The following is a 24,653-nucleotide window of genomic DNA, read 5'->3' as shown; positions in this document are numbered from 1 at the left end:
ACCAACTCCTCACCGCCGTAACGACCGGTCAGTCCGATTTCATCCAGCTCATCCTCCATAATCTGTGCAACCTGCTTCAATACTTCATCCGCGCGGGCGTGACCCTGTATGTCATTCAGTTTTTTGAAATTGTCAATATCACAAAAAATAACCGACACCCGGATCCCCTGCTCTATATATCGTCGCAGTCGTCCCGAAAAGTATTTGCGGTTGTACAGGCCGGTCAGACCATCTGTGATGGAAGAACGGTAAATTCTTTGAAGCAGTTCCGCAATCCGTTCAAACAGGATGATAAACAGCGTGGTGTAATACAGCAGCGGCAAAAATGATATCCACAGAGCTGTACTTGCCGTGCCTTCCTCTACAGGGATATCGCTTCCCAGCCACAGGCAGCCGAGCCAGAGCAAATACAGAAGCAAACCGACTGTAAATTTCTTGGGCTGGCCGATTCGCGGGGTAATGAACGCCATGCTCAGTATAAGCACCAATACTCGATAAAACAGAGTGAACTCCACCAGCTTTGCTGTGCTGATCCAAGCGGGCAGCAAGCCGGCAGCCCAGGCGAGAATGGGGAGTAACAGTAACGCGCCCAGTAACAGGAGGGTCCATGTTTCCGTACGCTTTAGCTTTCGGTAGAGTTGAAATACGGCCCCGTTGATAAGCACGAAGGCTAACGCCTCAAGCGTGTTTTTCCACACGATTCCGTGCGTCTGCACCTTGCCTCCACTCGCCGAATAGAGATTCATCGCTTCATATGTCATAATAAAAATAGCGGCAATTGAAAAAAGAATATAGGCTTTTTTTCGTTGTCTGCTATATATGATTACGCACATAAGCGCCATCATGAGTATAATATACAAACCGCAGGCTGCAGTTACAGCCCCGGCCAAAGATGGGAAACCCCATGTTCCCATCAAGAACAATAACGTCAACGTCACCGACTCCATCTGTCTGGATAGTAATCTATTGAACGGGCGATATCGTTCCGATACAATAGACAGGATTAATTCCAATTAAAATGTTATAATTTTCTTTTGTACCTAACATTTATCCTCAATATATCATCTTTCAGAAAATCCGGAAACCTATACATATAACCTGTGTTCCGGTCAGTACAATTGCTTGAAAGGGGAAGCACGTCATGAAATTGCTACAGGCTCTCTTTTTCCCACCCGAGCAACCGGGCGGCGTATCTTCTATGATTCCATATCTGCAAGAGCGATTTTCATCTCCCCGTTGGGAAATGGAGCTATTTTCAATCCCTAAACGGATTCGTAACAAGGGGAGGGATGAAGTAATCTTTGATACCTTTGACTGGACGCAATATGCACAGTATCCAATTGTTCAAAAATATATCCAGACGTACCGTGACTATTTGTGGTGGACCCGGTTGCGTATTCAGAAGCCCTTTGATCTTATTCATGCTCATCATCCCATTGCCGGGATTGCTATGAAAAATGTTTTTCCTGACATCCCGCTCGTACAGACGATCCACTCTTCTTATGAGAAGGAGTTAATTCTAAACGGTAAAATAGAGGAAAATGGGCCTGAACATCAATTTCTGGTGTCGCTCTATCGAGAAATGGAGTATAAGGCAGACCGCCTGGTTGCGGTATCTCGTTCATTCCAGCATTATTTAGCACCGTATGTACAAAAACCGGAAGATATTGTGGTCATTCCGAATGGATACGATGAAAAGCGTTTTAAGCCCATCCCGCACGAAAATGAAGTGACGCAGCTGATCACAGTCTGCCGCCTCGTTCCGGCCAAGGGACTGGATATTTTGTTGAAGGCCTGTGCTGAATTGAAAAAAAGAAATCAGAGCTATGTCCTGCATATTATCGGAGATGGTCCGATTCGCCCTGAGCTGGAAGAGATGGCGCGTCAGCTGGATATTTACCATGAGACGATTTTTTATGGATATACTCTTCATCCGGAAGAGTTTATGCCTTTCTTTGATGTATTCGTTTTGCCTTCACGTGCGGAGGCCTTTGGTTCCGTATTTGCAGAGGCGGCGCTGAGCTGTCTGGCATTGGTCGGTACACAGGTGGGGGGAATAACGGAGCAAATCGAGGACGGGGTCAATGGTCTGCTTGTGCCACCCGATAATCCGAAGGCACTGGCAGACGCACTGGAAAAGGTGATTGCAGATCCTGCCTATCGTTATGAGCTGGCTAGATCAGCCTGCGATAAGGCTAAATCAAGCTACTCCTTGAGCAGGGCGGTTAATGAGCTGAAGAAAATGTATTTGAAATTTCCACATTAGCTATGTCGCTTATGATCTGGCTTGGAATCGGAATGTCGAAAGCTGGAGTGAGGACGTGAGGAGCGGAAGGGTCTCCTGCGTCCTGCCATAATCAGTTTACTAACCCACATCAGACTGAGCATTCCGAAAATAGGATAGAGGACGGATAACAGTGAGCTGAAGCCGAACTGACTGATTAGAAAACATGTGAGCATAATGAATAGTGTGATAAGCTTGGGCGAAACTTGGATATGCTGACGAATTTGCAGACTGGCTCCATAAATATCGGCCACAAAGGTACTGAAGATTTCCATAAAAATGAGTAAAATGTATATGATTTCGACCATCGAGCCCAACTGGTAAGCAATACTGCCCATCGGAATTTCAAATTGCTGAATGCCCGGCATATGTGCTGACATGACAAAATGTGCAGCCATCAGCATAAACCCGACACCAAGGCCACCGAAAATGCCGCCCAAACGGATGGTTCTGCGGGAAAAAGTCTGGCTGCCAAGCGGGACAAGCACGGCCTGTGCCATCGTTAGATTAAAGGACGTGTACAGGATTGGAGAAATCCATGTCCGTAATGTGCTGTGATCTGTCGTATTCGTAATAAAGCTCTGCGGATTTGGCATGGAAAGTGTGCTGTGAACGAGCAAAATAGATATGGTAATCATCAGTGGGACAACTATGGTATTCATATGCAGAATTGCTTTAATCCCTTTATTCAGCAGCAAGTAAGTTCCGATCAATGTAATGAGCAGTCCTGTCTGGTAGTGCAGATGAAGATGCTCTACAAAAACGGAGCCGGCTCCTGCGAGCATGACGCTGTTTACGCCGATCAGTACAGTAAGCGTGGACCAGGTGATCCATTTTCCGGCCTTGGCGCCAAAAAGGTGCTTGTTCAGATCCTCGTAGGACCTGGCTGAAATATCATGGGCGATTAGCATCATTTTTGTACCCAGCCATACAAATATGATTGTGGACAGCATTATAGTGAGTGTAGCCCAGCGTCCAAACTGTGTGAAAAATTGCAATATTTCTTGTCCGGTAGCAAATCCGGCACCGACGATTGTACCGATGTATGTAAAAGCAATCTGCAAAACATGAATATTACGTTTCATCCCTAGTCCCTCCTTGCCTGCTTGAATAACCCTACAGCGAGCATATAATACAAACTATGTTCAACTGAAATGGGACATGACTGGATGAGACTGAAATAATTATAGTGAATTCAATGAATAGCTTGACGGGAGCGTAATTTATGGGTCAAATCCTTGCATGGATACTGGAATACGGATATTTGGCAATGTTCGGCTTGCTTGCCCTTGGAGTGGCTGGTATGCCGATCCCTGACGAAGTGCTGATGATTGCCTTCGGCGGGCTCGTGTCTCAAGGACACTACAACTTTATTGCTGCGCTGGCAGTTACATTTTTCGGAAGTATGACGGGGATGATGGTTAGCTACACGCTCGGCCGTCTGCTGGGCAAGCCGCTGTTGCACCGATACGGTAAATGGGTGAGGCTTACACCCTCAAGAATTGCCTCTTCCGAAAATTGGTTTGGGCGCTACGGCACCTGGGGGATCTTGTTTGGTTATTTTGTCCCTGGCTTAAGACATGTGTCCTCATATTTGGCAGGTACAACCCGTCTAAGCGTTTTTCGCTATATTTGTTATGCATCAGCAGGAGCGCTGCTGTGGTGCGGTACGTTTCTGGGGATTGGACATGCGGTAGGTATGCACTGGGAACAGGTGGCAAAGCTGATGGAGAAGGTGACGCATCGGGTAGGTTTGGTCGTCATTCTTTTGATCGTTTTGGGAGGAATCACCGCATGGTTCTTGAACAAGCGTAAAAAAAATGTTACATGACCATATGGAAAAGCAGGCTTTGGCTTGAAAGCGGCGGGTAAAGTATGGTACTTTTACCGCATAGGAATGCCTTGGGAGGTCATGGAATGGAAGTATTAAAGAAACGAATTTTAAATGAAGGTGTGATTGCGTCAGATCAGGTGTTGAAGCTGGATGGTTTGCTTAATCACCAGGTTGATCCGGAACTGACGATGGAAATGGGACGAGAGTTCGCAGCCCGTTTCCGGGAAGAAAAAATCACAAGAGTAGTGACCGTGGAATCTTCAGGCATTGCCGTCGGTTTTGCGACCGCGCTGGAGTTGGGTGTACCGCTGGTATTTGCTCGTCGTAAAAAGACTTTATTGGCTGCCCCGGACGCGCTGTGCGAACGCGTGCCTTCGTTTACGAAAGGTATTGTCACGGATATTATGCTATCCCGTCAATTTATTCACGAAAATGACCGTGTATTGTTCATTGATGATATCATCGCTAATGGCGATGCCGCCCGAGGTATGGTTAAAATCATCCAACGTTCGGGAGCAGAACTGGTTGGATTCGGAGTTGCAGTGGAAAAATGCTTCCAAGCCGGAGCGAGAACGATCCGTGAACAGGGCATTCGTGTCGAGTCACTGGTCAAAATTTCATCGCTGGCTGACGGTAAGATTGAGTTTGCTGAATAGTAACAATTCAGCAGCTCATGATCCGGATTTCTAATAATAACCTTTGCATGTGCCTCAATTTCGCTTATAATATAGTTAAGGTTTTGGGAGAGGAGGCAGCAACATGGGGAAAGAACAATTGACCGAACAGTTTTTTCTGGAAAAACTGGCAGCGGCTAAAGTACATTTTGAACGCGCCTTGGATTGTAAGCATACGGAATTCGACGATTTATATCCCTATATGATTGAACATCCTCAGTTTTTTTGGTATAAACGCTATGTGGCCTGGTCGGAGTTATTGACGTTGGTTAACCTATGCGAGGAATTGTCCTTCTCTTGGAAAGAAGAATTTACTGCCCACCAAGTGGAGTATGTAGATCAGCGAGTGTTGTCTGCACAAGTGCTGGACTTCTGGTACGAGAAGAACGATACAAAAGAACACGATCACAGTGTAAATCAGTCGGGATAATTTGTCGCTCTGTTGGCAATCCATATAAGTAGTAAGAGAGAAGAGACCTAAGTGATTCGTTTAGGTCTCTTTTTAAGCTATTTAATTGCATATATTGCTGTTCGTTATACCAAATAAAGTGTGTAAGGGGGGACAAGGATGATTTTAGATGAAGAATTGGATGCCTATCGACTTTCCGGTGAGAAGGTACGTGTCGTGCGTGATGGATTGGAGTCCAACGATGTCATTGGCATTGTTTTAGCGTGGGATGATGAGCAAGTACTTATTCGCCGCCAGAATCGACGTGTGGTCAAGCTGGATCGCAGCTATACATATCAGCCGTTCAGTGAGCCGCGTTACAATCCGGTAGAACTGGATAATTAGAGGCATGTGCTTCGATAATTGGTTGAATATCATTGGTTGGTGGCTCATCAGCATACAGAAACTCCAAACCGGACACAGTAATGAAGAATAACTCAACATGAGAGGACGTGCTGTGTCAATGACTGTTATGAATGAAAAAGTACATGCTTACAAGGATCAAATCAGCCATTTGGAAGAAAAGCTGCCGGAGGTAGTCCATGCATATCATCGTTTCACTGGAGAGTGCTTTCAAGCCGGGAGTCTAGATGAGAAAACCAAGCAACTGATTGCGCTCGGCATTGGTTTATTTGCTAACAATGAGGTATGCACCTTTTATCATGTGGACGAGGCTCGATCCAAGGGAGCAAGTGACCAGGAGATTATGGAGACCATTGCTGTAGCTGCAGCGGTAGGCGGAGGACACGCACTTAGCCAAGGGGTTACACGTGTACAGAATGCACTGCAATAAAGCGAATGATTTATGGGAATTCTTTATACACCGTTCATAGCGGTTAAAATGGATAACGATAGCTGATGATTATGTAAAGAAGCTTCCGAGCACGTTATGGGGTTAGTCCTGTGGTGTGCCTGCGGAAGCTTCTTTTGTTTGTGGGCTGTTGCGGGGATTATGCACTTCCACTTGCGGCAGGAGCAGCAGAGCGAAGCGGTTTATGCTTATAGGCCGAGGAGGGGGTAACCAGACTCCGTTCAACGAACCGTAGGGGCTTGGAAGTTGAGCGGCTGTCTGGAGACTCGGGGTGATGTTTTTCGGGTAAAGGGAAGGCAGCTGTATGAGGCATAGAGGTTGAGAGCCCGAGATAAGCACGCATTCGTTCATACATTTCTTTGCGGAATGCGGGCATAGCCATACTGAACTGATTTTTGATCCCCTTACTTATATAGGTGGCGTGAACGCCTGAGTGGTTTTGTTGTATATCCAGAACACGAATATGACATTTATTGAATTCATGTTTTACTTCCGATAGTAAGATTCCGGTACGATCTACTCCTGCGTTGATCATTTCGACATAAAGACCAGGTGTTTTCAGGACACCGCTCTCTTCAAGAATCAGACTGTCCCGCTCAAATACTTTTTGAATAAAGGTCAGGAGCAGATAACTTTTTACAAGAGACAATTCATTCTGAACAGTAGCTGAAGAGATCATAACCATTCACCGCCTTAGGGAAATAGAATGATAAATCATATCTGAATGAATAAATAGGGAACCTATGTTCTACAGAACCCGTGTTCCTATTTTAACTCATTATTCCTTATTTATCAAGAAGAATTAAAAAACATAAAAGGTTTGACATCTTGATATGAGCATGGTATGATCTATTTTGTCGCTAAGAAAGTTATCTTTCGAAGACATACGACAACATATATGCGGTCGTGGCGGAATTGGCAGACGCGCACGGTTCAGGTCCGTGTGGGCTAACCCCCCGTGGAGGTTCGAGTCCTCTCGACCGCATTATCTTAAGAATGAACAAGCTCTTGATTTCCTTATGTGGAGATTCAGGAGCTTTTTTGCATATCCGGAATCTGCAAAGCGGTGCTCATCACATGGGCCGAAGACATTTTCAAGCTGTAGATAAGCATAAATGTTCGCCGTAGTAGAATAATCGCTATGTCCCAGTCATTCCTGAATTTCCTTTAAGCTGATAAGCCGTACATCATTTCCTCATACCGACGTTCATATAATGTACATCATGACGTTATTTGGAGGTACAAGAGAATGGGGGATATACAGAGCGCGGTCAATGAGGGGTTAAGGAAGCTGAGGGACTTTTTCGTGCGACGTCAGCATCAAGATGGATCATGGCATTTTTGCTTTGAGAATGGGGTGACGATGGATGCTTATGTGATCATCCTCTTTAGGATATTGGATATACAAAATGAAGAGCTGATCCGGCGTCTTCATGATCGCATTCTTGCAGAGCAGCAGCCGGAAGGCTGTTGGCGTTGGTACCGGGATGAGCAAGAAGGTAATTTATCCGCTTCCGTTGATGCCTATTATGCCCTGCTCTATTCCGGGTACAGTGAACCGACGGACGAGTCAATGGAGCAGGCCAGACGTTACATTCAATCGCAAGGTGGACCGGGGAAATCGAACAGCATTCTGACAAAGTCGATTCTCGCTGCAACAGGGCAGCGCAAATGGCCTGCATCAATCTCGTCTATACCGCTGGAGATCATCCTTTTTCCTGCCTATATGCCTATCAATCTGTATGAATTCTCAGGTTATTCCCGCGTCCATCTGATCCCAATGCTGATCATGGCGGATCGCAATTTTTCTATATCAACGGATAAGGCTCCCATTGTATCCGATCTGTTTGATTCACGCTATCATGACGAAGAGCCACAATCCCGGGAGCATCGGGAGATTGCGGAAAGCATCCGTATCGGTCTCAGCAGACTTCTCGGAACTCCCCGTTATATCCATGAAGCAGCTCTAAGCAAGGCGGAGCAATTCATGCTGAATCGCATCGAATCGGACGGCACCCTCTATAGTTATGCGAGTAGCACCATACTCATGGTTTTTGCTCTGCTTGCATTGGGCTATGATAAACGCCATCCACTTATTTTAAAGGCCGTTCAAGGGTTGACAAAAATGCAGTATCGCTTTGACGGTAAAGCCACCATTCAGAATTCGCCCTCAACGATCTGGGATACGGCCTTGATCTCCTATGCGCTGCAGGAGTCCAGTGTCGGCGGGGATCATGAGGCCGTGCAGCGGTCGACAGCCTATCTCTTATCCAGACAACAGGACAAAGCGGCGGATTGGAGTGTTCATAATCCGGATACGGTTCCTGGTGGCTGGGGATTCTCTGAGACCAATAGCTTAAATCCCGATGTAGACGACACAACAGCCGCATTAAGAGCGATTCACATTCTGTCCCGTACAAATCCTAAATATCGTGACTCATCCAATCGGGGGCTAAACTGGGTTATATCCATGCAAAATAAAGACGGCGGTTGGCCCGCATTTGAAAAAAACACCAATAGGAAAATGCTTACATGGATGGCTATAGATGGTGCCAAGTCTGCCGCTATCGACCCATCGGGAGCAGACCTTACTGGACGCACATTGGAATACCTCGGAAATTGTTGCGGACTCGACACGAGGCAAGATTTTATCAAACGAGGGGTCAACTGGCTGATCTCCCATCAGGAGAAGGACGGATCATGGTATGGAAGATGGGGGATTTGTTACATTTACGGTACTTGGGCGGCACTGACTGGTTTAGAGGCTACCGGGCTCCCGGCGAACCATGCTGCGATTCGAAAAGGAGCGGAATGGGTCTTGCAGATTCAGAATTCGGATGGGGGTTGGGGGGAATCCTGCACCAGTGACCGGGTGATGCATTACATGCCCTTAGGGGAAAGTACGCCATCCCAAACTGCGTGGGCACTCGACGCACTCATCGCGGTTCAGCCGCAGCCGTCTGCTGCCGTCGATAGAGGAATATACAAGTTGATGGAATTGCTGCAAAACGATGATTGGCCGACCGCATATCCTATGGGTGCAGGGCTCCCGGGTAATTTCTATACTCATTATCATAGCTACCGGTACATATGGCCACTTCTGACCCTAAGCCATTACAAGAAGAAATACGGAGGATATAAATAGCCATACTGAACGAGCTCTTGAATTTCATCCTATGGAGATTCAGGAGTTTTTTTGTATAAATGCAAACTGGAGTAAATCCTTTTTTCGTTGTACATAAACAGTATACAGAGTGTGTTGCGGGTGAATTATGGAGCGACTTCGGATGGCTAGATATGATAAAATTAACACGCTTATGATGAAGCTATTGAAAGGTTGGATGATAGATGGAGAAAGCTACTTTTGCAGGTGGATGCTTTTGGTGTATGGTAACTCCGTTTGAGGAACTACCTGGCATTCAGGGTATTGTCTCAGGCTATACTGGAGGCACGATTCCCGATCCGACCTACGAGCAGGTTAAAACAGGAACCACAGGTCACTACGAGGTGGTACAGATTACGTTTGAACCTGAACTGTTTCCATATGAAAAACTGCTGGAATTGTATTGGCCGCAAACAGATCCTACCGATGGGGAAGGTCAATTTCAGGATCGGGGTACACAATATAAGCCTGCTATTTTTTATCATACGGAGCAGCAACGGGAGCTTGCGCAACAGTCGAAGGAGCAGCTGGGACAGAGTGGACGTTTTGATAAGCCCATTGTAACGGAAATCCTTCCAGCTTCGGTTTTTTATCCGGCAGAGGAGTATCATCAGGATTACCACAAGAAAAATGTGAAGCACTATAAGGAAGATCGCGCCCAGTCAGGTCGTGATGAATTTATCAACAAGAACTGGTAAACGATTTTAAGTATACGTTTTTACGTCTCTGAGGCAGATTGTGATGAATTCATGGGTCTGCCTTATACATATTTAGACGAGGTTACTCACACAATGAAGGGACAGAGAAGGAGGCTGACCCGCAATGAGTAAACGACGGAAGCTGCGCATGAGAAATATCATAAAAAAGGCCATACAGTCATTTCGTAATCGGAACGAGCCCACGTGTGCGCCTATTTATCAACCAAGCACTAAAGTACGAAGAACCGTTATGGTCTGTATTTCGGTCTGTCTCATGTTTATGGTATGTGGAAATGCTTGGAGCATGGGAAGTGATTTCGCAAAAGCCTTAGATAAGCAGGAACAGCGGCAAAAGATGGTTGCCGTCATAATCGACGACATGGGAAACAACATGAAAGGGACAAAGCAGATTTTGGAATTACCTGTTAAAGTTACGGTGGCTGTGATGCCTTTCCTGCCTACAACCAAACAGGATGCCACAGAAGCGCATATGCGTGGTCATGATGTCATCGTTCATCTTCCCATGGAGCCAAAGCAGGGAAGACCGGAATGGCTGGGACCCGGAGCGATTAAGGCCAATATGACGGATGACGAAGTGCGTGCCAAGGTGACGGCAGCCATTAAGGATGTACCTTATGCGATAGGGATGAACAACCACATGGGCTCCAAAGTTACTTCAGACAAGCGAATTATGTCCATTGTTCTTGATGTTTGCAAGGAGCATGGACTATTTTTTGTCGATAGCCGTACAAATTATTGGTCAGTGGTGCCTGAACTTGCCGCTGCAAAGGGTATGCCGCCAGTACGCAATGATATTTTTTTGGACGATGCTCATACGCTCGCCCATGTGAATCGACAAATTGCGAAGGTGATTGAATGGCTGGACAAGAACGACACTTGTGTAACGATTGGACATGTCGGCGTGTCTGGGATGTACACGTCCTCAGCTCTTCGATCGGCGGTTCCTGCACTAAAAGATCATGCCAAATTTGTGGGCATTAGCGATCTGGTGCATTCTGTTTGGGGATGGAAGGGGAAGCCAATCAACACTACCATACCGTCAGATGCGCAATAATGCCTTTGGCTATAGCCTCAGCAATGTCTTTTTGTCCGCGATCCGCTGAAAGCATAGCTCTGTCTTGTTCATTACTGATAAATCCGGTTTCCACAATTACCGCGGGCTGCTGGATTGTGTTCAGAAGATAAAAGGGTTTTCCGTAAACCGTTTCTTTATTCATGCAGAACAGGCGGTTTAATGAATGCTGTATCCGCTGAGCTAATAGATAACTGCTGCCTTCATCCTGAAATAAAACGATCGGCCCCCGTTTCTCGGAGCGTTTGGCCCAATTAACATGGAGGCTTACAACCAGGGAGGTAGGCAGCTGCTCGGCGAGGCTTTTGCGCTGGGCCAGGTCTTTCAGGTGTCTGGATTTGGAGGGAAGCCAGCGGTTATCATCACTCAGCGCGTAATCCTTGTCTCGATTCAGAACAGCAGGATAGCCCTGTGAGCGTAAAATCAAGTACAATTTTTGACCGATGGCAAGGTTAACATCTTTCTCCAAAAGATTTTTATGACTTGTTCCGCCATCCACACCGCCGTGACCGACATCTATCAGGACAACTGGATTGGCAAACGCATGATAGGGTGGATATGGACTAGATCGACCATCTGTAGTCTTATTCAGTTCAATGCTTTTTTCACTGGGCCGAGTAGCTGCATCAACATAGGCCGGAAATACAGAACTGAAAAAGATGCAAATACTCACCCCAAGCCCTGTCAGCCATAGCTTGTTCAATTTCTTATTTTGCACGTTCTATTCCTCCAGTAGACGGATTGATTGCAGCATAGCTGCCTCCCATAAATCATTAGCTATGGGAAAGATTATGTTGAAGATAGTATGTTCCATTTAAGAGAAACCATGCATAGTTATTCCTGTTGGGATTAGACTTTTTGAAAAATGAGCAAGCTAGGTTTATCTGCACCTCATGTGTAAATCAGGTATCTCCAAGTAGCTTGAATGGAAATGCTAAGGGGAAGATTGAAGGAGGTTGTGAGGATGGCGAAGAGTGACGAGCTGGTGACATATATTACGCAGCGGATTGTTCGGTATATTGAAACACCGCGTGATGTACGACGCAGCCAAAGACAGACCAAAGAGCCGTGGATGAACAAATGGTTCGGCATGCTGCCGCTCGCTCTTAAAATGTGGATAAAATCTGCACGCATAAGACGAAGGGAGCGACATTGAACCTGCAAAAGAGACCACAGTAGGCATAGGGTATGCCGTTTGAGGTCTCTTTTTTAGGTTGCATATGGGATGACTCCGTAATTGTAATACTATGAGTCCAAACGATAGAATTCGCCAGCAGGCAACAACTGTTTTAGTGGTACAAATCGGGAGAGATCATGGTGCTGGGTTAGCGCATATAAAATTGGATGTGACGGATCATCTGGGGATCTCCAGGCTTGATACCCGTTAATGGATAAGGGCCCACCAAATGCAAAGTTGATACTTGTGGCAGAAAAGATTATACGTGGTGATATACGCAGCGTATCTATAAATTGGTCTGTGTTATGGATGAAAAGCTTTTGCTTGGATTGAAGCCAACCAAGATCGTCATAGGGGTTGAAAGGATCAGCCGAGAAAGTAACGGATTGTGCCTGTGTTTGCAAAAAGTTTACTGTTGATGGGGGTGGATTATTATGAAGCTTATGTTTCCAACTCCCATCTGCTACTTCTACCGGAAGTGGATCACCGGTCATTGCATCAATACATAATTCGCTGCCTGTTGAGGAACGTACCAGCCAATAGGCTAATAGCGGTTCCTCATACATGGGTGTGATTTGCAGCTTGTCGCTAGATGAAAGTTCGGTCTCTGCGAGTGACTTAAGAGATTGGCGAAGTACATCCATACTGTATGGCCCGCCTGGGCCGTTTCCGTATTCATTAAGTTGATAGACGCCATTAGTGTCTGTTCCGATAATCAGGTAGCCAATGGATTTTCCGGCACGGTTCACTTGAACAAGCCAGCTATGGGTTCCAGGTCCCAGTGGATGGTAGCTAAGCTCGGCATCCTTCCACTGGGAAAAAGGAGGCTGCGATGATAGGGATTGTATCATGTCGTCCGCAGTCTGTTTTACATCCGAAGGCACACCTTGCTCTTGAATAGGGGGATTTGCGGAAGCATCACCCGCCGATTCCTTCAATGGGGAATCCAAAGAACTTGATTTGTAGAGGAACTCTGAGCTAACATGGTTGCCCTGAGCGGCTGAGGAAGCCGCATGGATAGAAGCGAACGGACAGATTGCGGACAGGCCGATCAGAACAGCTGCGATCATGCCCACGCTATAGTGCCCGGAATGATTTTTCTTCAATGAAATCCACCTTTCTGCCGGCTGTCTTGTCCGGCGGAGGCATTCTTTTTATCCAGCATACAGCTTGTCCGGTGAAAAGACTGCTGCACCTTGTCGGCGCAAAGGTTCTGACCGTGTTCGCTTTTTGCTGTCGATAAATAGGGGCAGGCTCAGCGAGGCTTGTCGTTCCCATAGCGGAAATCGTTCCAGTCTGAGGCACGATGTTACAAGCTGGCGATACTTCTGTAAATAGCCTGCGAAGGAACGAGAGATATCGGTTACCGCAGGTGAAATATGCCGCAGTTAATGGCGGATACGAGTACCTTGGGCTCATATTGCCATACCATTTCTTTGCGACGGGCTTGATGCTGCTCCACGATGGCTTCTTTTTTGTCCTCTTCCTCTTTATCCTGATCCTTCTGCTCCTTGGTTAGGTCTTCGTAGTAGTGGTCAATGACCTCCAATTCCTCTCGCAACCGTTCCTTTGCTTGCTCAGCCCAACTATAATCCTGCTGCCGGAGCAGGTCAGTGAGGTAGTTTTCAAGCGAATTGGAAGCCTCGGAGACCGTTAGCTTGGCAGCTTGTACATGCATATTGCCCGCCAACAGTGGACTTAGTTGACGTGCTTCAATCATTTCGCCAAAGTCGGATATGATTTTGCCGCTCTTGAGTGAAATGCCCAGCCAATGAAGCTCCTCTCGCTTCAAGTCACAGGCAAATTCAACCTTATAGCAGACGCCGAGCCAGGCTTCATAGACTACCGGAGACCGGGCAGTCAGCTGACGGGCATCAGGCTGCTCAAACAAATAAACATATTTTCCCCCGTCCCGTGCAGCTTCAAAAATTTGATGCAGACGACGGCTTCCATAACGAAGCTCCTCTTGCAAAATACGGCCGGGGCCGAGCTGCGGTAATGCTGGAACATGGCCGAAGTAACGGCCCATCACCTGATCCTGAGCGGGATTGCCGGCTGTTGGAGCTGGCGGTGCCTGACTGGACAAGCGTTCCTGTTCCGCTCGGTAGGCTTCTCCATCAAAAATGAACGTGAAGGACATCGTTTGTGCTGGAACGCCAGTACGCTCTACATACCCCCAATAGTAGGGCCGGTTGGTTAAGGCTTTATCCGCTTCGGGAGAAAGCTTGACGGTTACATGGTTGGGCGACCTCTCGATAACGCTACATCCGGTAGCTTCCAAATAGGTGAGGACAAAACGCTGAACTTGCTGCGAATTCATGCTCAAATTTAGCGACCTCCTTTTACGCTGCGTCGAGCTTTGGTCGCAGGCACTGCATTGCCAGACAAGTTTAGCAACTCAGCGCCGCTTTGGTTTGTTCCTGCCGAATTCGAAGAGGATGGTCTATCAGCACGCAGTTGTTCCATTTCCAGTTTGATAGAATCCAGTGAGTGGCCCAGCTCCTGCATTTTTCGGCGAATTTCATCATCATCGCTGGATTCGAGCATGATTTTGTACAGACTTTTTTCAATTGATTCTTTTTTCTCAAACTTTTCGAGAATGACGTCCAACCCGCCAATGACCATTTCGAACATATTAATCTTTTCATGCAGGAGGTGAAGAATATGCTCCTCAATGGTTCCGGTTGTGGACAAGTTAAAAATATGAACATCATGCTGTTGTCCAAGCCGATGCACCCGCCCGATCCGCTGTTCCACCCGCATGGGGTTCCACGGCAAATCGAAGTTAATCATATGGTGGCAAAATTGCAGGTTAATGCCTTCACCGCCAGCTTCGGTAGCGATCATGACCTGAATGCGTCCTCGGAACAGATCCATCATCCAATCCTTGCGTCCCCGATTCATACCGCCCCGGTAAGGAACGGCAGACAGCCCGCGGTCACGGAAATAGTTCAGCAAATATTCCTGTGTAGCCCGGTATTCGGTAAAAATGATCACTTTTTCGTTCATCTGACGGATGAGTTCGAGCGCTTTTTCGGCTTTGGAATTGGCCTTGATCGCTTTAATATGTGCGACCAAATCCCAGACACGATCGCGTAGAGGAGAGTCCGGCGCCATTTTTTTGGATAAATTAACGAGCGTGACGAATACGGCATCCCGGCTGCTGCACACTTCCCGTTGAAGGGTAACAAGAGACAGCATACTGCTTAAATTTCCGCCATTCGCCTGATATTGCTCTTTGACAAAAGAGGTCACCCCATCGTACAGCGCCTGCTCCTCCGGTGAAAGCTCCAAATGAATGTTGGAAACATTTCGTTTGGTGAATTGAACCGGGCCTTCGCCGCGACGATTGCGGATCATGACTTTGGATAGCTCATCCTTGAGTTGATCCTCATTTTTAGGCAGACGCTTATCCACCACGAAATTGGCTGAAAAATCGCCTTGCCTGCCCAACTGACCGGGCTTTAGCAATGTAATGAGATTGAACAACTCTGACAAATCATTTTGGACAGGAGTTGCCGTCAGGAGCAAACAGTATTTTTTACGCAGCTTCATAATGAACTGGTAGTTTGATGTTTTTTTATTTTTCAGCTTGTGAGCTTCGTCGATAATGAGCAGATCATAATCAGTATCCAGCAGGATGCTGCTGTGTGGCTCACGCTTGGCGGTATCCATAGAGGCCACAACGACCTCGGATGACCATGAATATGCTTTTTTTTGGGCGACAGCGGGAATGCCAAATTTGCTGTTCAGCTCCCGCACCCATTGCAAGACTAGGGAAGCGGGTACAAGAATGAGCACTTTAGAAGCTAGTCCGCGAACCAGATATTCCTTGAGGATCATTCCGGCTTCGATTGTTTTGCCCAAGCCGACCTCATCAGCAAGAATGGCCCGACCGGACATTTGAAACAGTACCTTTCGAGCCGTATCCAGCTGATGGGGCAGTGGAGTGAGGTCTTGCAAATGCTGCAGACATTGAAGCTCATCAAAGCTCGGCACCAGCTTGGCTTTTTCCGCCTCGATTGCCAGCTGATACAGATCCCAATCTCCCCAAGGACCTCCCTTGTGCAGGCGCTGGTCCAGCTCTTCCTGCCAGCTGCGGTCGAATTGCACCGGAACAGGCAATGGCGCTTGAATTTGTGTGTGCGGGGAACTTGTTGGCTTGGCTTTCATGATGATTCCCTCCCTCCTGGTAGTAGCACAGTTGAAGTTCTTGGCTCTGTCACATATATGACATCTATTTTGCACAGATCGTAGATGTAGTATGGACGGAAAAAGATATCTTCATAACAAGAGGGATAAAATCCGTTAGCTGTCTTCCATTAACTTTTGGAGTTTGCTTTCCGTAGAGGATTGCGCGTTGGGGGTGTAAATGCTGCAACGCAGATCGCCGCCCCCCTGTACCTGGAGAGAAGTTAGGTCAAACAACATCTTGCCGGCCTTGGCATGACGAAATTCTATGAGCACTTCCGGCGCAGAGCTTACTTCGCTCTGATTCCAAAGCTCGTTGAACTCCGGATAGGATTGACTCATATTTTGTATAAATTGTGCATACCAAGGGTCTGTCACGTATTGTCCGTAATATGCCCGGAAAATGGCCAGAAACCCTTTTACAAAATGCTCCCAATTTACGGCTAGACTTTTAAACTCCTTTTTGGTGAATAGCAGTTCAATCATATTGCGCTGCTCATGTGGCAGCTCGGCAAAATCCATAAAAACATGCGCCGCAGCGGCATTCCAGCCGACAATATGGCAGCGCCGATCTGAAATAATGGCAGGACAGTAGCGCAGCTCCTGCACAATCATTTGCAGCGATGAGGAAATGACCGTTTGTTCGGCAGAAGCAGGCGGGGCGTGAAAACCGGCTTCGAGCGCCAAATCATACAAATATTTGCGCTCATCCGTATTTAGCTGCAAAGCGGCGGCAATGGCGTCCAAGACAGAGGGCGACACCTTGATATCCCGTCCCTGCTCCAGCCAGGTATACCAGGTCGTACTCACACCAGCCAGCTGAGCAACTTCTTCTCTGCGCAAGCCAGGTGTTCTGCGACGTGATCCTTGGGGCAGGCCGACCATATGCGGGTGTAGACGAGCTCTTTTTGTTTTGAGAAAAACAGATAATGCTTCCAGGCGTGCTTCGGTTTTCATAGGTATTTTCACTCCATTCATAGGTAAAGAAGGACTGAGCAGCTATTGCTCTCTCATAGTAGTGTTCATTATACCAGGATAAACAAACACTTGTAATAGGATAAAGTGAGGGTAAAATGAGGATTATAAGTAAGCTATCGAGCAGGAGGAATGAATAACTATGCAAAGAGTAGTGATTACAGGTATGGGTGTCGTGTCGCCACTGGGCAATGAAGTGGACACGCTGTGGGAAAATTTGCTGGAAGGCCATTCAGGTATACGTAAAATTGATACATTCGAAGTATCCGATCTAAAAGCACAAATCGCCGGGCTGGTACAGGATTTTGATGCAGAAAAGCGATGGGGACGTAAGGATGCCAGACGAATGGACCGGTTTACTCAGTTTGCATTGTATGCGGCAGAGCAAGCGCTGAAGGATTCGGCTTTGGATCTGGATCATATCAATCTGGAACGCGTCGGGGTCTATGTGGGATCAGGAGTCGGCGGTTTGGACACGTTGGTGGACAATGTAGAGGTGATGCTTAACCGTGGTCCGGGCAGAGTTAGCCCAACACTGGTGCCGATGATGATCTCCAATATGGCTGCTGCGCAAATTAGTATCGCGTTCGGAGCAATGGGTCCTACTATGTCGCCCGTTACAGCGTGCTCTATCGGGAATACAGCGATTGGCGAAGCTTTTCGGACCATTCGTACAGGGGACGCGGACGTCATTTTTGCCGGTGGAGCAGAAGCGGCGGTTACCCGATTAGCCTTGGCCAGCTTCTCTAACGCGACCGCCTTGTCAACACGCAATGAGGAGCCTTCGATTGCAAGCCGACCGTTTGATCAGGACCGGGATGGCTTTGTCATGAGCGAAGGCGCAGGCATTCTGGTGCTGGAATCGCTGGAACACGCTGTGCAGCGCGGTGCACGAATCTATGGTGAGGTCATCGGCTATGGAGCGAGCTCAGATGCCTATCATGTGGTTGCGCCGCATCCTGAAGGAACTGGAGCTTATCTGGCGATGAAAGCGGCCCTCCATTCTGCACGTATCACTCCGGAAGAGGTGGACGTGATCAGCGCCCATGCAACGAGTACGTTGCCGGGGGATAAAGCTGAGACCTTTGCAATCCACAAGTTGTTTGGCGACTATGCCTACCAAATTCCTGTGACTGCGAATAAGTCCATGCTGGGTCATATGCTGGGAGCTGCAGGCGGTGTCGAAGCGATTGCGCTGGTACAAAGTCTGCGGGAGGGTATCATTCCGCCAACGATTCATCTGGACAACCCGGACCCGGTCTGCGATCTGGATTATGTGCCTCACAAAGCGCGCAAAGCATCATTAAATATCGGGCTATCCAATTCATTCGGCTTCGGCGGTCATAATGCGGTCATTGTGCTGAAGCGCTATGAGTCATAAATGGAATGAGTGGTTAAAACCTCAGGTATTCTATCCAGCTGGATGGAATACTTGAGGTTTTTTTATACGAGAAACAACAGATTCATTTTAGTTAAGAGATAGAGTAAGATGAAGGAAAACATTGGAGAAACGGAAGTTAAGCTTTGAAACCTATGGTATAGAAAAGAATGCACTGGTATATCACGGTCAGGGATATGATGAGGAGCTAATGGCTTATTATTATTAATGGTGAAAGGTTTTGAAAAGATGAAAATTGACCGATTGCTTTCTATCGTCATTTTGCTGCTGCAAAGAAATAGAGTTCAAGCGAAGGAACTGGCCGATAAGTATGAGGTTTCAATTCGGACGATCTACAGAGATATTGAAGCGATCAGCATGGCTGGTATTCCGGTGGTGACCTTTCAGGGAGCCAATGGGGGAATCGGCTTGATGGAAGGATACCGTCTGGATCGCAGTATGCTGACGGATCTTGATATAAAGGATATTGTGATGGGTCTGCAGAGCATATCCTCGTCGTTGGGTGGCCCCAATGTGTCACGGTTGCTTAACAAATTCGAGAGCATTATACCAGAGTCCGGAAGGGAACAATTTAGTGTCCGTGCTGCTCAGTTCATCGTTGATCATTCCGGATGGGGAAATCAGGCTGCGCAGGAAGGTAAATTGATAAAGGTGAAGGAAGCAATGAGCCAGGCGCGCACTGTCGCTTTTACCTATCGAAATGCGGAAGGAGTAATCACGAAGCGGGATGTCGAACCGCATACGCTCGTTCTGAAAGGACAGCAATGGTTTGTGTATGCTTACTGTTCCGACAGGGAGCAGTTTCGTTTGTTCAAGCTTTCCCGCATGAGTGACCCTGTCGTGACAGAGACGGCTTTTACTCGCAAGGATCTTTCCTATGAAATACTTCCATGGAATGAAGGGCGGATGGCAGCAGCCAGAGCTGTACAGCCGTTTACATTACAATTTAACCGCAATTCCAGGCATCTGGCGGAAGACTGGTTTGGCGTGGAAGCATTGCACGAGCAGGAGGAGGGGATCTATACGGTTTCGGTCCCGTTTCCCGAGGATGCGTGGGCGTACGGATTTATTCTCAGCCTGGGACCGGATGTGGTTGTCAAGGAACCGGCCCATTTGCGGGACAAGATTCGGGAGATGGCGCTGCGTATTGCGTCTAATTATGAAGCGGGTCCGGAATCATAAAGGAATTCTTATTAGATATTCTAGGCTAAAGCAAAACGAACCTGACTGATAGCTGTCAGGTTTGTTTCGTTATACTGGTGGCATATCAGTTAGCGAAAGGGGATTGACAGAAATGGATACAGCTTGTCAAAGCTGCGGGATGCCGCTGGAGCATGAGGATCAATATGGGACAGATGCACAACATGGTAAAACGGATGAGTATTGCAAGTATTGTTACAAGGAAGGGGCATTTGTACAACCTGACTTGACTATGGAGGAGATGATTCAACAGTGTGTGCCTATCCTGGTAGAGGAGGGAATGCAGGCAGAAGAAGCGACTTCGATGCTGCGCAATCATCTGCCGAATTTAAAGCGGTGGCGTACTTCAGAAGATACTGAACTTCAAATGGACGGGCCCATTCGGGTGGAATACCGGGGTGACATCCATTTAATCGGACTTAAAGCACGTACAAGTAATCTAAAAGAACAAACATCGCATGGGATCATACCAGCCATGTGGGAACGTTTTTGGGCTGAGGGTGTGTCTGGTCGGATCAGAGGTCATGAGGGACAAGCTTACGTCTATGGCTGTTACACCGACTATGAAAATGGTGCTTTGGGCGAGTACACTTTTTTTATCGGGAAGGAAGCGGCTGCGGATTTTCAAACTCCTGACGATCTTGAAGAGCTTGCAATTCCGGCTGCACGCTACGCTGTTTTCCAGGGAACCCAAGAGCCTTCTTCTGTATTCCGTGTATGGCAGACTATTTGGCAGTGGGCTGCCATGGGACATGCGGAGCGGACATACACAGGTGACTTTGAAGTGTATGGCAGCCCGGAGGAGCCGGTTTTGATTTACATTGCGATTAAGTGATGAATTTTGAGTGACAGAGAGAACCGCCTGGCCATGATTTGTGGAAGGGCGGCTTTTTTGATGCTTTAAACTTATAGTATGAGCTGTTCAAGACACTATAGCTGCTCAAGACGAATGGCGGGTTACCGCCCAAAAGATAAGAGCCAGAGCGCTGACACTAGCTCCCAATAGACATACCCCGTTCCACCCGGCATAGGTGTACATATGAGTCGAGGCAATGGCTCCGGTGTCGCTGCCAATCGAATAAAATATCATATAGCCTGCGGTAAGTCGACTGCGTGCCTCGGGGCGAACGTTGAAAATCATGCTCTGATTGGTGACATGTACGGCCTGTACGGCCAAATCGAGCAGGATTACGCCAAGCACCAAAGCAACCAGAGAATACTCGGTATAGCTGATTGGCAGCCAGGATAGCAATAGCAGTGCCAGCGCTATACCCGTTGTTCGCTGTCCCAGACCTTGATCGGCAAGACGTCCAGCGCGTGCAGCTGCTAAAGCCCCTGCGACTCCAGCCAGGCCAAAGGCTCCGATGGCAGTATGTGAAAGAGAGATTGGGGGAGCACTGAGAGGCAACACAAGCGAAGTCCACAATATGCTGAATGCCGTGAAAATAAGCAGCGCAAGGACAGCACGAATACGCAGAATTCGTTCTTGCACAAATAGTACGAGAACCGAACGAAGTAGCTGCGGATAGGAAAGCGTCGTACCTTTAGGCTCATGCTTCGGCAGCACCCAAAACAGAACTATAGCTATCAACAGCGTCAGTATAGCAGAAACGAGGTAAACGGTACGCCAGCCAGCGAGATCAGTCAACACACCAGCCACGGTTCGGGCCAGTAAAATACCGATCACCACTCCGCTTGTCACCAAACCTACGATTCGTCCACGTTCAGCAGGGGCGGCCAAAGTTGAAGCGAACGCAACAAGCGTCTGGGTTACTACAGCCAGCATTCCAACTGCTGCCATGCTTAGGAGCAGCAGAGTGCGGCTGGGAGCCAGGCTGACCGCGATTAACGCCAGTACAGATAGCAGCATTTGTCCTGTGACCAATCGCCGCCGATTCAAAAGATCGCCGAGCGGGACGAGCAGCAGCAGTCCTAACGCATAACAAATTTGCGTGACCGTAATGACCACACCTATCGATGAAGGCGTAATACCAAATTCGTTCGCAATCGCATCCAGCAAGGGCTGTGCATAATAAATGTTGGCGACAGCCAGCCCGCAGGCTATGGCAAACAGGAGTGCTACTGAGCTGGACATGGAATGAGTGGCAACAGATTGCATAGGTCTGACTTCTGACATCTTCATTGCATACATCACGTCACTTTCTAGTCTTATTACATACTGATAAGTATAATATACCGATTGGTACATAATTATTTTAGGCCAATATAACTCGTATTCCAGTGAGATGTCAAGTATTTATCATATGCTTATTTGACAGCTGTTGCTGGTGATCATACAATCTTAATATACTGAACGATACGAAAAAGTAGGGATTACTTATGGTTCGACCACGGGAATTTGATGAGGAACAGGCATTGGATGCAGCAATGCAAATTTTTTGGGAAAAAGGGTTCGAGGCCACGTCTTTAAGCGATTTGACCTCCAAAATGGGAATTCAGCGCCCCAGCATTTACGCTGCATTTGGGGACAAAAAACAATTATTTGAAGCTGCGCTGCGTAAATATACGCAATCTCATGCTGCTCGTGTGCGCGCTAAGCTGCAAAGTCGTTCATCTGTAAAAGAAGCATTTTATCTTTTTTTTACAGGAGTTGTGGCGGAAGAATATGAGGGTGACTCTAACCGGGGATGCTTTTGCGTCAATACGATGGTCGAATTAGCCCCTCATGATGAAAAATTTGAAGTTTTGACCAGAGAGCACCAGATGTACCTGTCTGCCGTCTTTCAGGAAGCCATCGAACGTGGTATACGATCCGGGGAGTTGGAGGCTACTTTGGATGCACGAGCTCTGGCTCATACAATGGTCTCTTTGTTAATCGGGATTACCGTGATGATGAAATCACGTCCAGCGCGTTCTTTTGTGGATCAGGCGGTTGCAACTTTACTTCTATTACTGGATGGAAAATAAGATATAAAGCCATATGAAAAGTCCCCAACAGGAGGTGTACGATGCTGGCGAGGCTGATAAATAAAATCCCGAGGGATTGGCTTGTATTCATGTATAAGCATATGCCGTTCACCCGATTGAAAAATGCATTGGTGTATCCGGCCAAGCTCCGAAATCTCCGACATTTGTTATTGCCGTGTAGGGGAATGGCCGGAAGGTTTGCCAGCACACCAGAAAAAGCTTATTCAAGACCTGCTGAAGTAGCTTTGATTCAGTGTTTGTGTTCGTTTATGAAGGGTTGATTACAGGCGTTTCAAGAATTTGCCGATGCGCTCCAAAGCGACTTCCAGCTGTTCTCGCGATGATGCGTACGAGCAGCGGATAAAGCCCTCGCCACCGGGGCCGAATGCGGAACCGGGTACAGTAATGACTCCTTCTTCGTCCAGCAGTCGCTTGGCAAACTGCTCTGAGCTGAGTCCCGTGTGCCTAATGGAAGGGAAAGCGTAGAAGGTTCCATTCGGTTCATGACAGGGCAGTCCTGTCTGACACAGGCTTTCAACGAACCATTTTCTGCGCAGATTGTAGGATTCCATCATGCGGTCTTTTTCCTCCAGCCCGTTGCGCAGGGATTCAATAGCGGCAATTTGCCCGAGAATAGGAGCGCACATGGCGGTATATTGATGAATCTTCAGCATGGCAGCAATCAGCTCTCTCGGACCGCATACATAACCGACCCGCCAGCCAGTCATTGCAAATGCCTTGGAAAAACCGCTGATGAGCAGGGTCCGCTCTTTCATTCCCGGCAGAGCACCGAAGCTTGCATGCCGCTGTCCGTAGGTCAGTTCAGCATATATTTCGTCGGATATCACAACTAGATTATGCTCCTCAACCAGGCGGGCAATAGGCAGCCAATCCTCATAGGTCATAATCCCGCCAGTCGGGTTGTTCGGATAACAGAGAATAAGCACTTTGGACCGTGGGCTCAGCTTGGCCTTAAGCGCCTCTTCTGTCAGCTTGAATTGCTGGTCAGCAGAGGTTTCGACCGTTACGGTGTGTCCTCCGTTCAGAAACGTAATAGGCGCATACGAAATATAACATGGATCCGGGATGAGTATTTCATCGTGTTCTGTAATCAGGGCACGCAGTGCCAAATCCAGCGCTTCACTGCTGCCGATGGTGACCATGATTTCATTCGCCGGGTTGTAGGATGTGTTAAAGCTGCTCTCCAGATATCCGGCAATCTCCTCACGAAGTTCGGGAAGACCGGCATTGGGTGTGTATGAGGTTTTTCCATTTTCGAGAGCTGTAATGCAGGCCTGTCTGACATGCTGAGGGGTCACAAAATCAGGTTCACCGACCCCAAGCGAAACGATATCTTTTCTGCCTGTACTATATTCAAAAAACTTACGAATACCTGAAGGCGGCATTTCCCGTACAGCTGGAGTCAAAAAATCGGTTATAGATGCTACTGTCGACACGTTCGTCATGTTGATTTCCTCCTTTTTGAAAAACAAAAAAACCCGCCCCTGTAAAAGGGACGAGTTCATACCCGTGTTACCACCCTAGTTTCATTCCATACGAAATGACACTCTGTTCACGTATCCATCAATACGTGTTCCGGTTAACGCTGGAAAGGCGGCAGAGCTTACTTCAGGTTCAGCTCGCTTCTCGGAGATGGCGTTCAGCTACCCTCGGAATGTTGGCTTTCACCTGCCCCAACTCTCTGCAAATCCGCTGTATAGCTTACTCGTTCTCGTCATTGAAATTTATTGCCGTATCAAGTTAGGTGTAATTATAAG

At 47.5% G+C, this 24,653-nt stretch carries 24 protein-coding genes, 1 tRNA gene and 1 other annotated feature; of the genes, 15 read left to right on the top strand and 10 right to left on the bottom strand.

Annotated elements, in window-relative coordinates; translation table 11 throughout:
* Positions 1-932 (bottom strand): GGDEF domain-containing protein (locus tag L693_RS0124630; protein ID WP_025720816.1); only part of this gene is annotated, 932 nt, incomplete at its 3' end.
* 209 nt (positions 933-1,141) lie between these two features.
* Between L693_RS0124630 and L693_RS0124625 the strand changes: the two genes are divergently transcribed.
* Positions 1,142-2,266 (top strand): glycosyltransferase family 4 protein, encoded by a 1,125-nt coding sequence (locus L693_RS0124625; protein WP_025720814.1) that lies wholly within the window; start codon positions 1,142-1,144, stop codon positions 2,264-2,266.
* Here the strand turns inward: L693_RS0124625 and L693_RS0124620 are convergent.
* Positions 2,263-3,369 (bottom strand): YkvI family membrane protein, encoded by a 1,107-nt coding sequence (locus tag L693_RS0124620; RefSeq protein ID WP_025720804.1) that lies wholly within the window; start codon positions 3,367-3,369, stop codon positions 2,263-2,265. The two genes, L693_RS0124625 and L693_RS0124620, sit on opposite strands and share 4 nt — an antisense overlap.
* Before the next feature lie 140 nt (positions 3,370-3,509).
* Here L693_RS0124620 and L693_RS0124615 point away from each other — a divergent pair, with 140 nt between their 5' ends.
* The 5 genes from L693_RS0124615 (at position 3,510) to L693_RS0124595 (ending at position 6,033) form a co-directional block, all read left to right on the top strand.
* On the top strand, positions 3,510-4,115 hold the full coding sequence (locus L693_RS0124615) for a DedA family protein (RefSeq protein WP_025720802.1): 606 nt from the start codon (positions 3,510-3,512) through the stop codon (positions 4,113-4,115).
* 86 nt (positions 4,116-4,201) lie between these two features.
* Positions 4,202-4,774 carry a xanthine phosphoribosyltransferase gene (locus L693_RS0124610; RefSeq protein WP_025720801.1) on the top strand — a complete coding sequence of 191 codons (573 nt, stop codon included), beginning with the start codon at positions 4,202-4,204 and terminating at the stop codon, positions 4,772-4,774.
* 103 nt (positions 4,775-4,877) lie between these two features.
* Positions 4,878-5,222, top strand: coding sequence for a hypothetical protein (locus L693_RS0124605; RefSeq protein ID WP_007429850.1), 345 nt, complete (start codon positions 4,878-4,880; stop codon positions 5,220-5,222).
* Positions 5,223-5,360: 138 nt separating this feature from the next.
* On the top strand, positions 5,361-5,585 hold the full coding sequence (locus L693_RS0124600) for a hypothetical protein (RefSeq protein WP_025720800.1): 225 nt from the start codon (positions 5,361-5,363) through the stop codon (positions 5,583-5,585).
* 118 nt (positions 5,586-5,703) lie between these two features.
* The gene (locus L693_RS0124595) at positions 5,704-6,033 is read left to right on the top strand and encodes a carboxymuconolactone decarboxylase family protein (protein ID WP_025720799.1); all 330 of its coding nucleotides are present in this window, start codon (positions 5,704-5,706) and stop codon (positions 6,031-6,033) included.
* 157 nt (positions 6,034-6,190) lie between these two features.
* On the opposite strand, the gene L693_RS0124590 is transcribed toward L693_RS0124595, so the two are convergent.
* A complete protein-coding gene (locus L693_RS0124590; RefSeq protein WP_025720798.1) occupies positions 6,191-6,730 on the bottom strand; it encodes a hypothetical protein in 540 nt (179 codons plus the stop codon).
* 221 nt (positions 6,731-6,951) lie between these two features.
* Here L693_RS0124590 and L693_RS0124585 point away from each other — a divergent pair.
* From L693_RS0124585 to L693_RS0124565, 4 genes are all read left to right on the top strand, one after another.
* A tRNA-Leu gene (locus tag L693_RS0124585) sits at positions 6,952-7,036 on the top strand.
* A gap of 264 nt (positions 7,037-7,300) precedes the next feature.
* Complete coding sequence (gene shc, locus L693_RS0124575) at positions 7,301-9,196, top strand: squalene--hopene cyclase (RefSeq protein WP_025720796.1); 1,896 nt, start codon at positions 7,301-7,303, stop codon at positions 9,194-9,196.
* A 203-nt stretch (positions 9,197-9,399) separates the two neighbouring features.
* Positions 9,400-9,912 (top strand): peptide-methionine (S)-S-oxide reductase MsrA, encoded by a 513-nt coding sequence (gene msrA, locus L693_RS0124570; RefSeq protein WP_025720795.1) that lies wholly within the window; start codon positions 9,400-9,402, stop codon positions 9,910-9,912.
* A gap of 124 nt (positions 9,913-10,036) precedes the next feature.
* Positions 10,037-10,987, top strand: a complete 951-nt coding sequence (locus tag L693_RS0124565; RefSeq protein ID WP_025720793.1) for a divergent polysaccharide deacetylase family protein — start codon at positions 10,037-10,039, stop codon at positions 10,985-10,987.
* On the opposite strand, the gene L693_RS0124560 is transcribed toward L693_RS0124565, so the two are convergent.
* Complete coding sequence (locus tag L693_RS0124560; RefSeq protein WP_025720791.1) at positions 10,962-11,723, bottom strand: N-acetylmuramoyl-L-alanine amidase; 762 nt, start codon at positions 11,721-11,723, stop codon at positions 10,962-10,964. The two genes, L693_RS0124565 and L693_RS0124560, sit on opposite strands and share 26 nt — an antisense overlap.
* Before the next feature lie 246 nt (positions 11,724-11,969).
* Between L693_RS0124560 and L693_RS0124555 the strand changes: the two genes are divergently transcribed.
* Positions 11,970-12,161: a YqzE family protein gene (locus tag L693_RS0124555; protein ID WP_025720789.1), complete on the top strand. Its 192-nt coding sequence runs from the start codon at positions 11,970-11,972 to the stop codon at positions 12,159-12,161.
* An 89-nt stretch (positions 12,162-12,250) separates the two neighbouring features.
* Here the strand turns inward: L693_RS0124555 and L693_RS0124550 are convergent, their stop codons facing one another.
* From L693_RS0124550 to L693_RS0124535, 4 genes are all read right to left on the bottom strand, one after another.
* Entirely contained in the window at positions 12,251-13,288 is a 1,038-nt protein-coding gene (locus L693_RS0124550) for a hypothetical protein (RefSeq protein WP_025720788.1), read from the bottom strand.
* Positions 13,289-13,545: 257 nt separating this feature from the next.
* The gene (locus tag L693_RS0124545) at positions 13,546-14,508 is read right to left on the bottom strand and encodes a YqhG family protein (protein ID WP_025720786.1); all 963 of its coding nucleotides are present in this window, start codon (positions 14,506-14,508) and stop codon (positions 13,546-13,548) included.
* Between the two features lie 2 nt (positions 14,509-14,510).
* A complete protein-coding gene (locus L693_RS0124540; protein ID WP_025720784.1) occupies positions 14,511-16,355 on the bottom strand; it encodes a DEAD/DEAH box helicase in 1,845 nt (614 codons plus the stop codon).
* 135 nt (positions 16,356-16,490) lie between these two features.
* Positions 16,491-17,330: a helix-turn-helix transcriptional regulator gene (locus tag L693_RS0124535; RefSeq protein WP_025720783.1), complete on the bottom strand. Its 840-nt coding sequence runs from the start codon at positions 17,328-17,330 to the stop codon at positions 16,491-16,493.
* A 160-nt stretch (positions 17,331-17,490) separates the two neighbouring features.
* Here L693_RS0124535 and fabF point away from each other — a divergent pair, with 160 nt between their 5' ends.
* The 3 genes from fabF (at position 17,491) to L693_RS0124515 (ending at position 20,782) form a co-directional block, all read left to right on the top strand.
* Positions 17,491-18,729 carry a beta-ketoacyl-ACP synthase II gene (fabF, locus tag L693_RS0124530; protein ID WP_025720781.1) on the top strand — a complete coding sequence of 413 codons (1,239 nt, stop codon included), beginning with the start codon at positions 17,491-17,493 and terminating at the stop codon, positions 18,727-18,729.
* Between the two features lie 246 nt (positions 18,730-18,975).
* Positions 18,976-19,929 (top strand): helix-turn-helix transcriptional regulator, encoded by a 954-nt coding sequence (locus tag L693_RS0124520; RefSeq protein WP_025720780.1) that lies wholly within the window; start codon positions 18,976-18,978, stop codon positions 19,927-19,929.
* 112 nt (positions 19,930-20,041) lie between these two features.
* Complete coding sequence (locus tag L693_RS0124515; protein WP_025720779.1) at positions 20,042-20,782, top strand: zinc ribbon domain-containing protein; 741 nt, start codon at positions 20,042-20,044, stop codon at positions 20,780-20,782.
* 105 nt (positions 20,783-20,887) lie between these two features.
* Here L693_RS0124515 and L693_RS0124510 read toward each other — a convergent pair whose 3' ends face one another.
* Positions 20,888-22,090: an MFS transporter gene (locus L693_RS0124510; RefSeq protein ID WP_025720777.1), complete on the bottom strand. Its 1,203-nt coding sequence runs from the start codon at positions 22,088-22,090 to the stop codon at positions 20,888-20,890.
* Between the two features lie 197 nt (positions 22,091-22,287).
* Here L693_RS0124510 and L693_RS0124505 point away from each other — a divergent pair, with 197 nt between their 5' ends.
* Positions 22,288-22,875, top strand: a complete 588-nt coding sequence (locus L693_RS0124505) for a TetR/AcrR family transcriptional regulator (RefSeq protein WP_025720775.1) — start codon at positions 22,288-22,290, stop codon at positions 22,873-22,875.
* Positions 22,876-23,156: 281 nt separating this feature from the next.
* Here the strand turns inward: L693_RS0124505 and L693_RS0124495 are convergent, their stop codons facing one another.
* Positions 23,157-24,341: an aminotransferase class I/II-fold pyridoxal phosphate-dependent enzyme gene (locus L693_RS0124495; RefSeq protein WP_025720773.1), complete on the bottom strand. Its 1,185-nt coding sequence runs from the start codon at positions 24,339-24,341 to the stop codon at positions 23,157-23,159.
* A gap of 43 nt (positions 24,342-24,384) precedes the next feature.
* Positions 24,385-24,623: a binding site (T-box leader), on the bottom strand.
* Positions 24,624-24,653: the final 30 nt, after the last annotated feature.

The organism is Paenibacillus sp. 1-18, assembly GCF_000520755.1.
Taxonomy (GTDB): Bacteria; Bacillota; Bacilli; order Paenibacillales; family Paenibacillaceae; genus Paenibacillus; species Paenibacillus brasilensis.
Note: the sequence above shows the minus strand (reverse complement) of the source record. Positions and strands in the feature narration are given on the sequence as shown.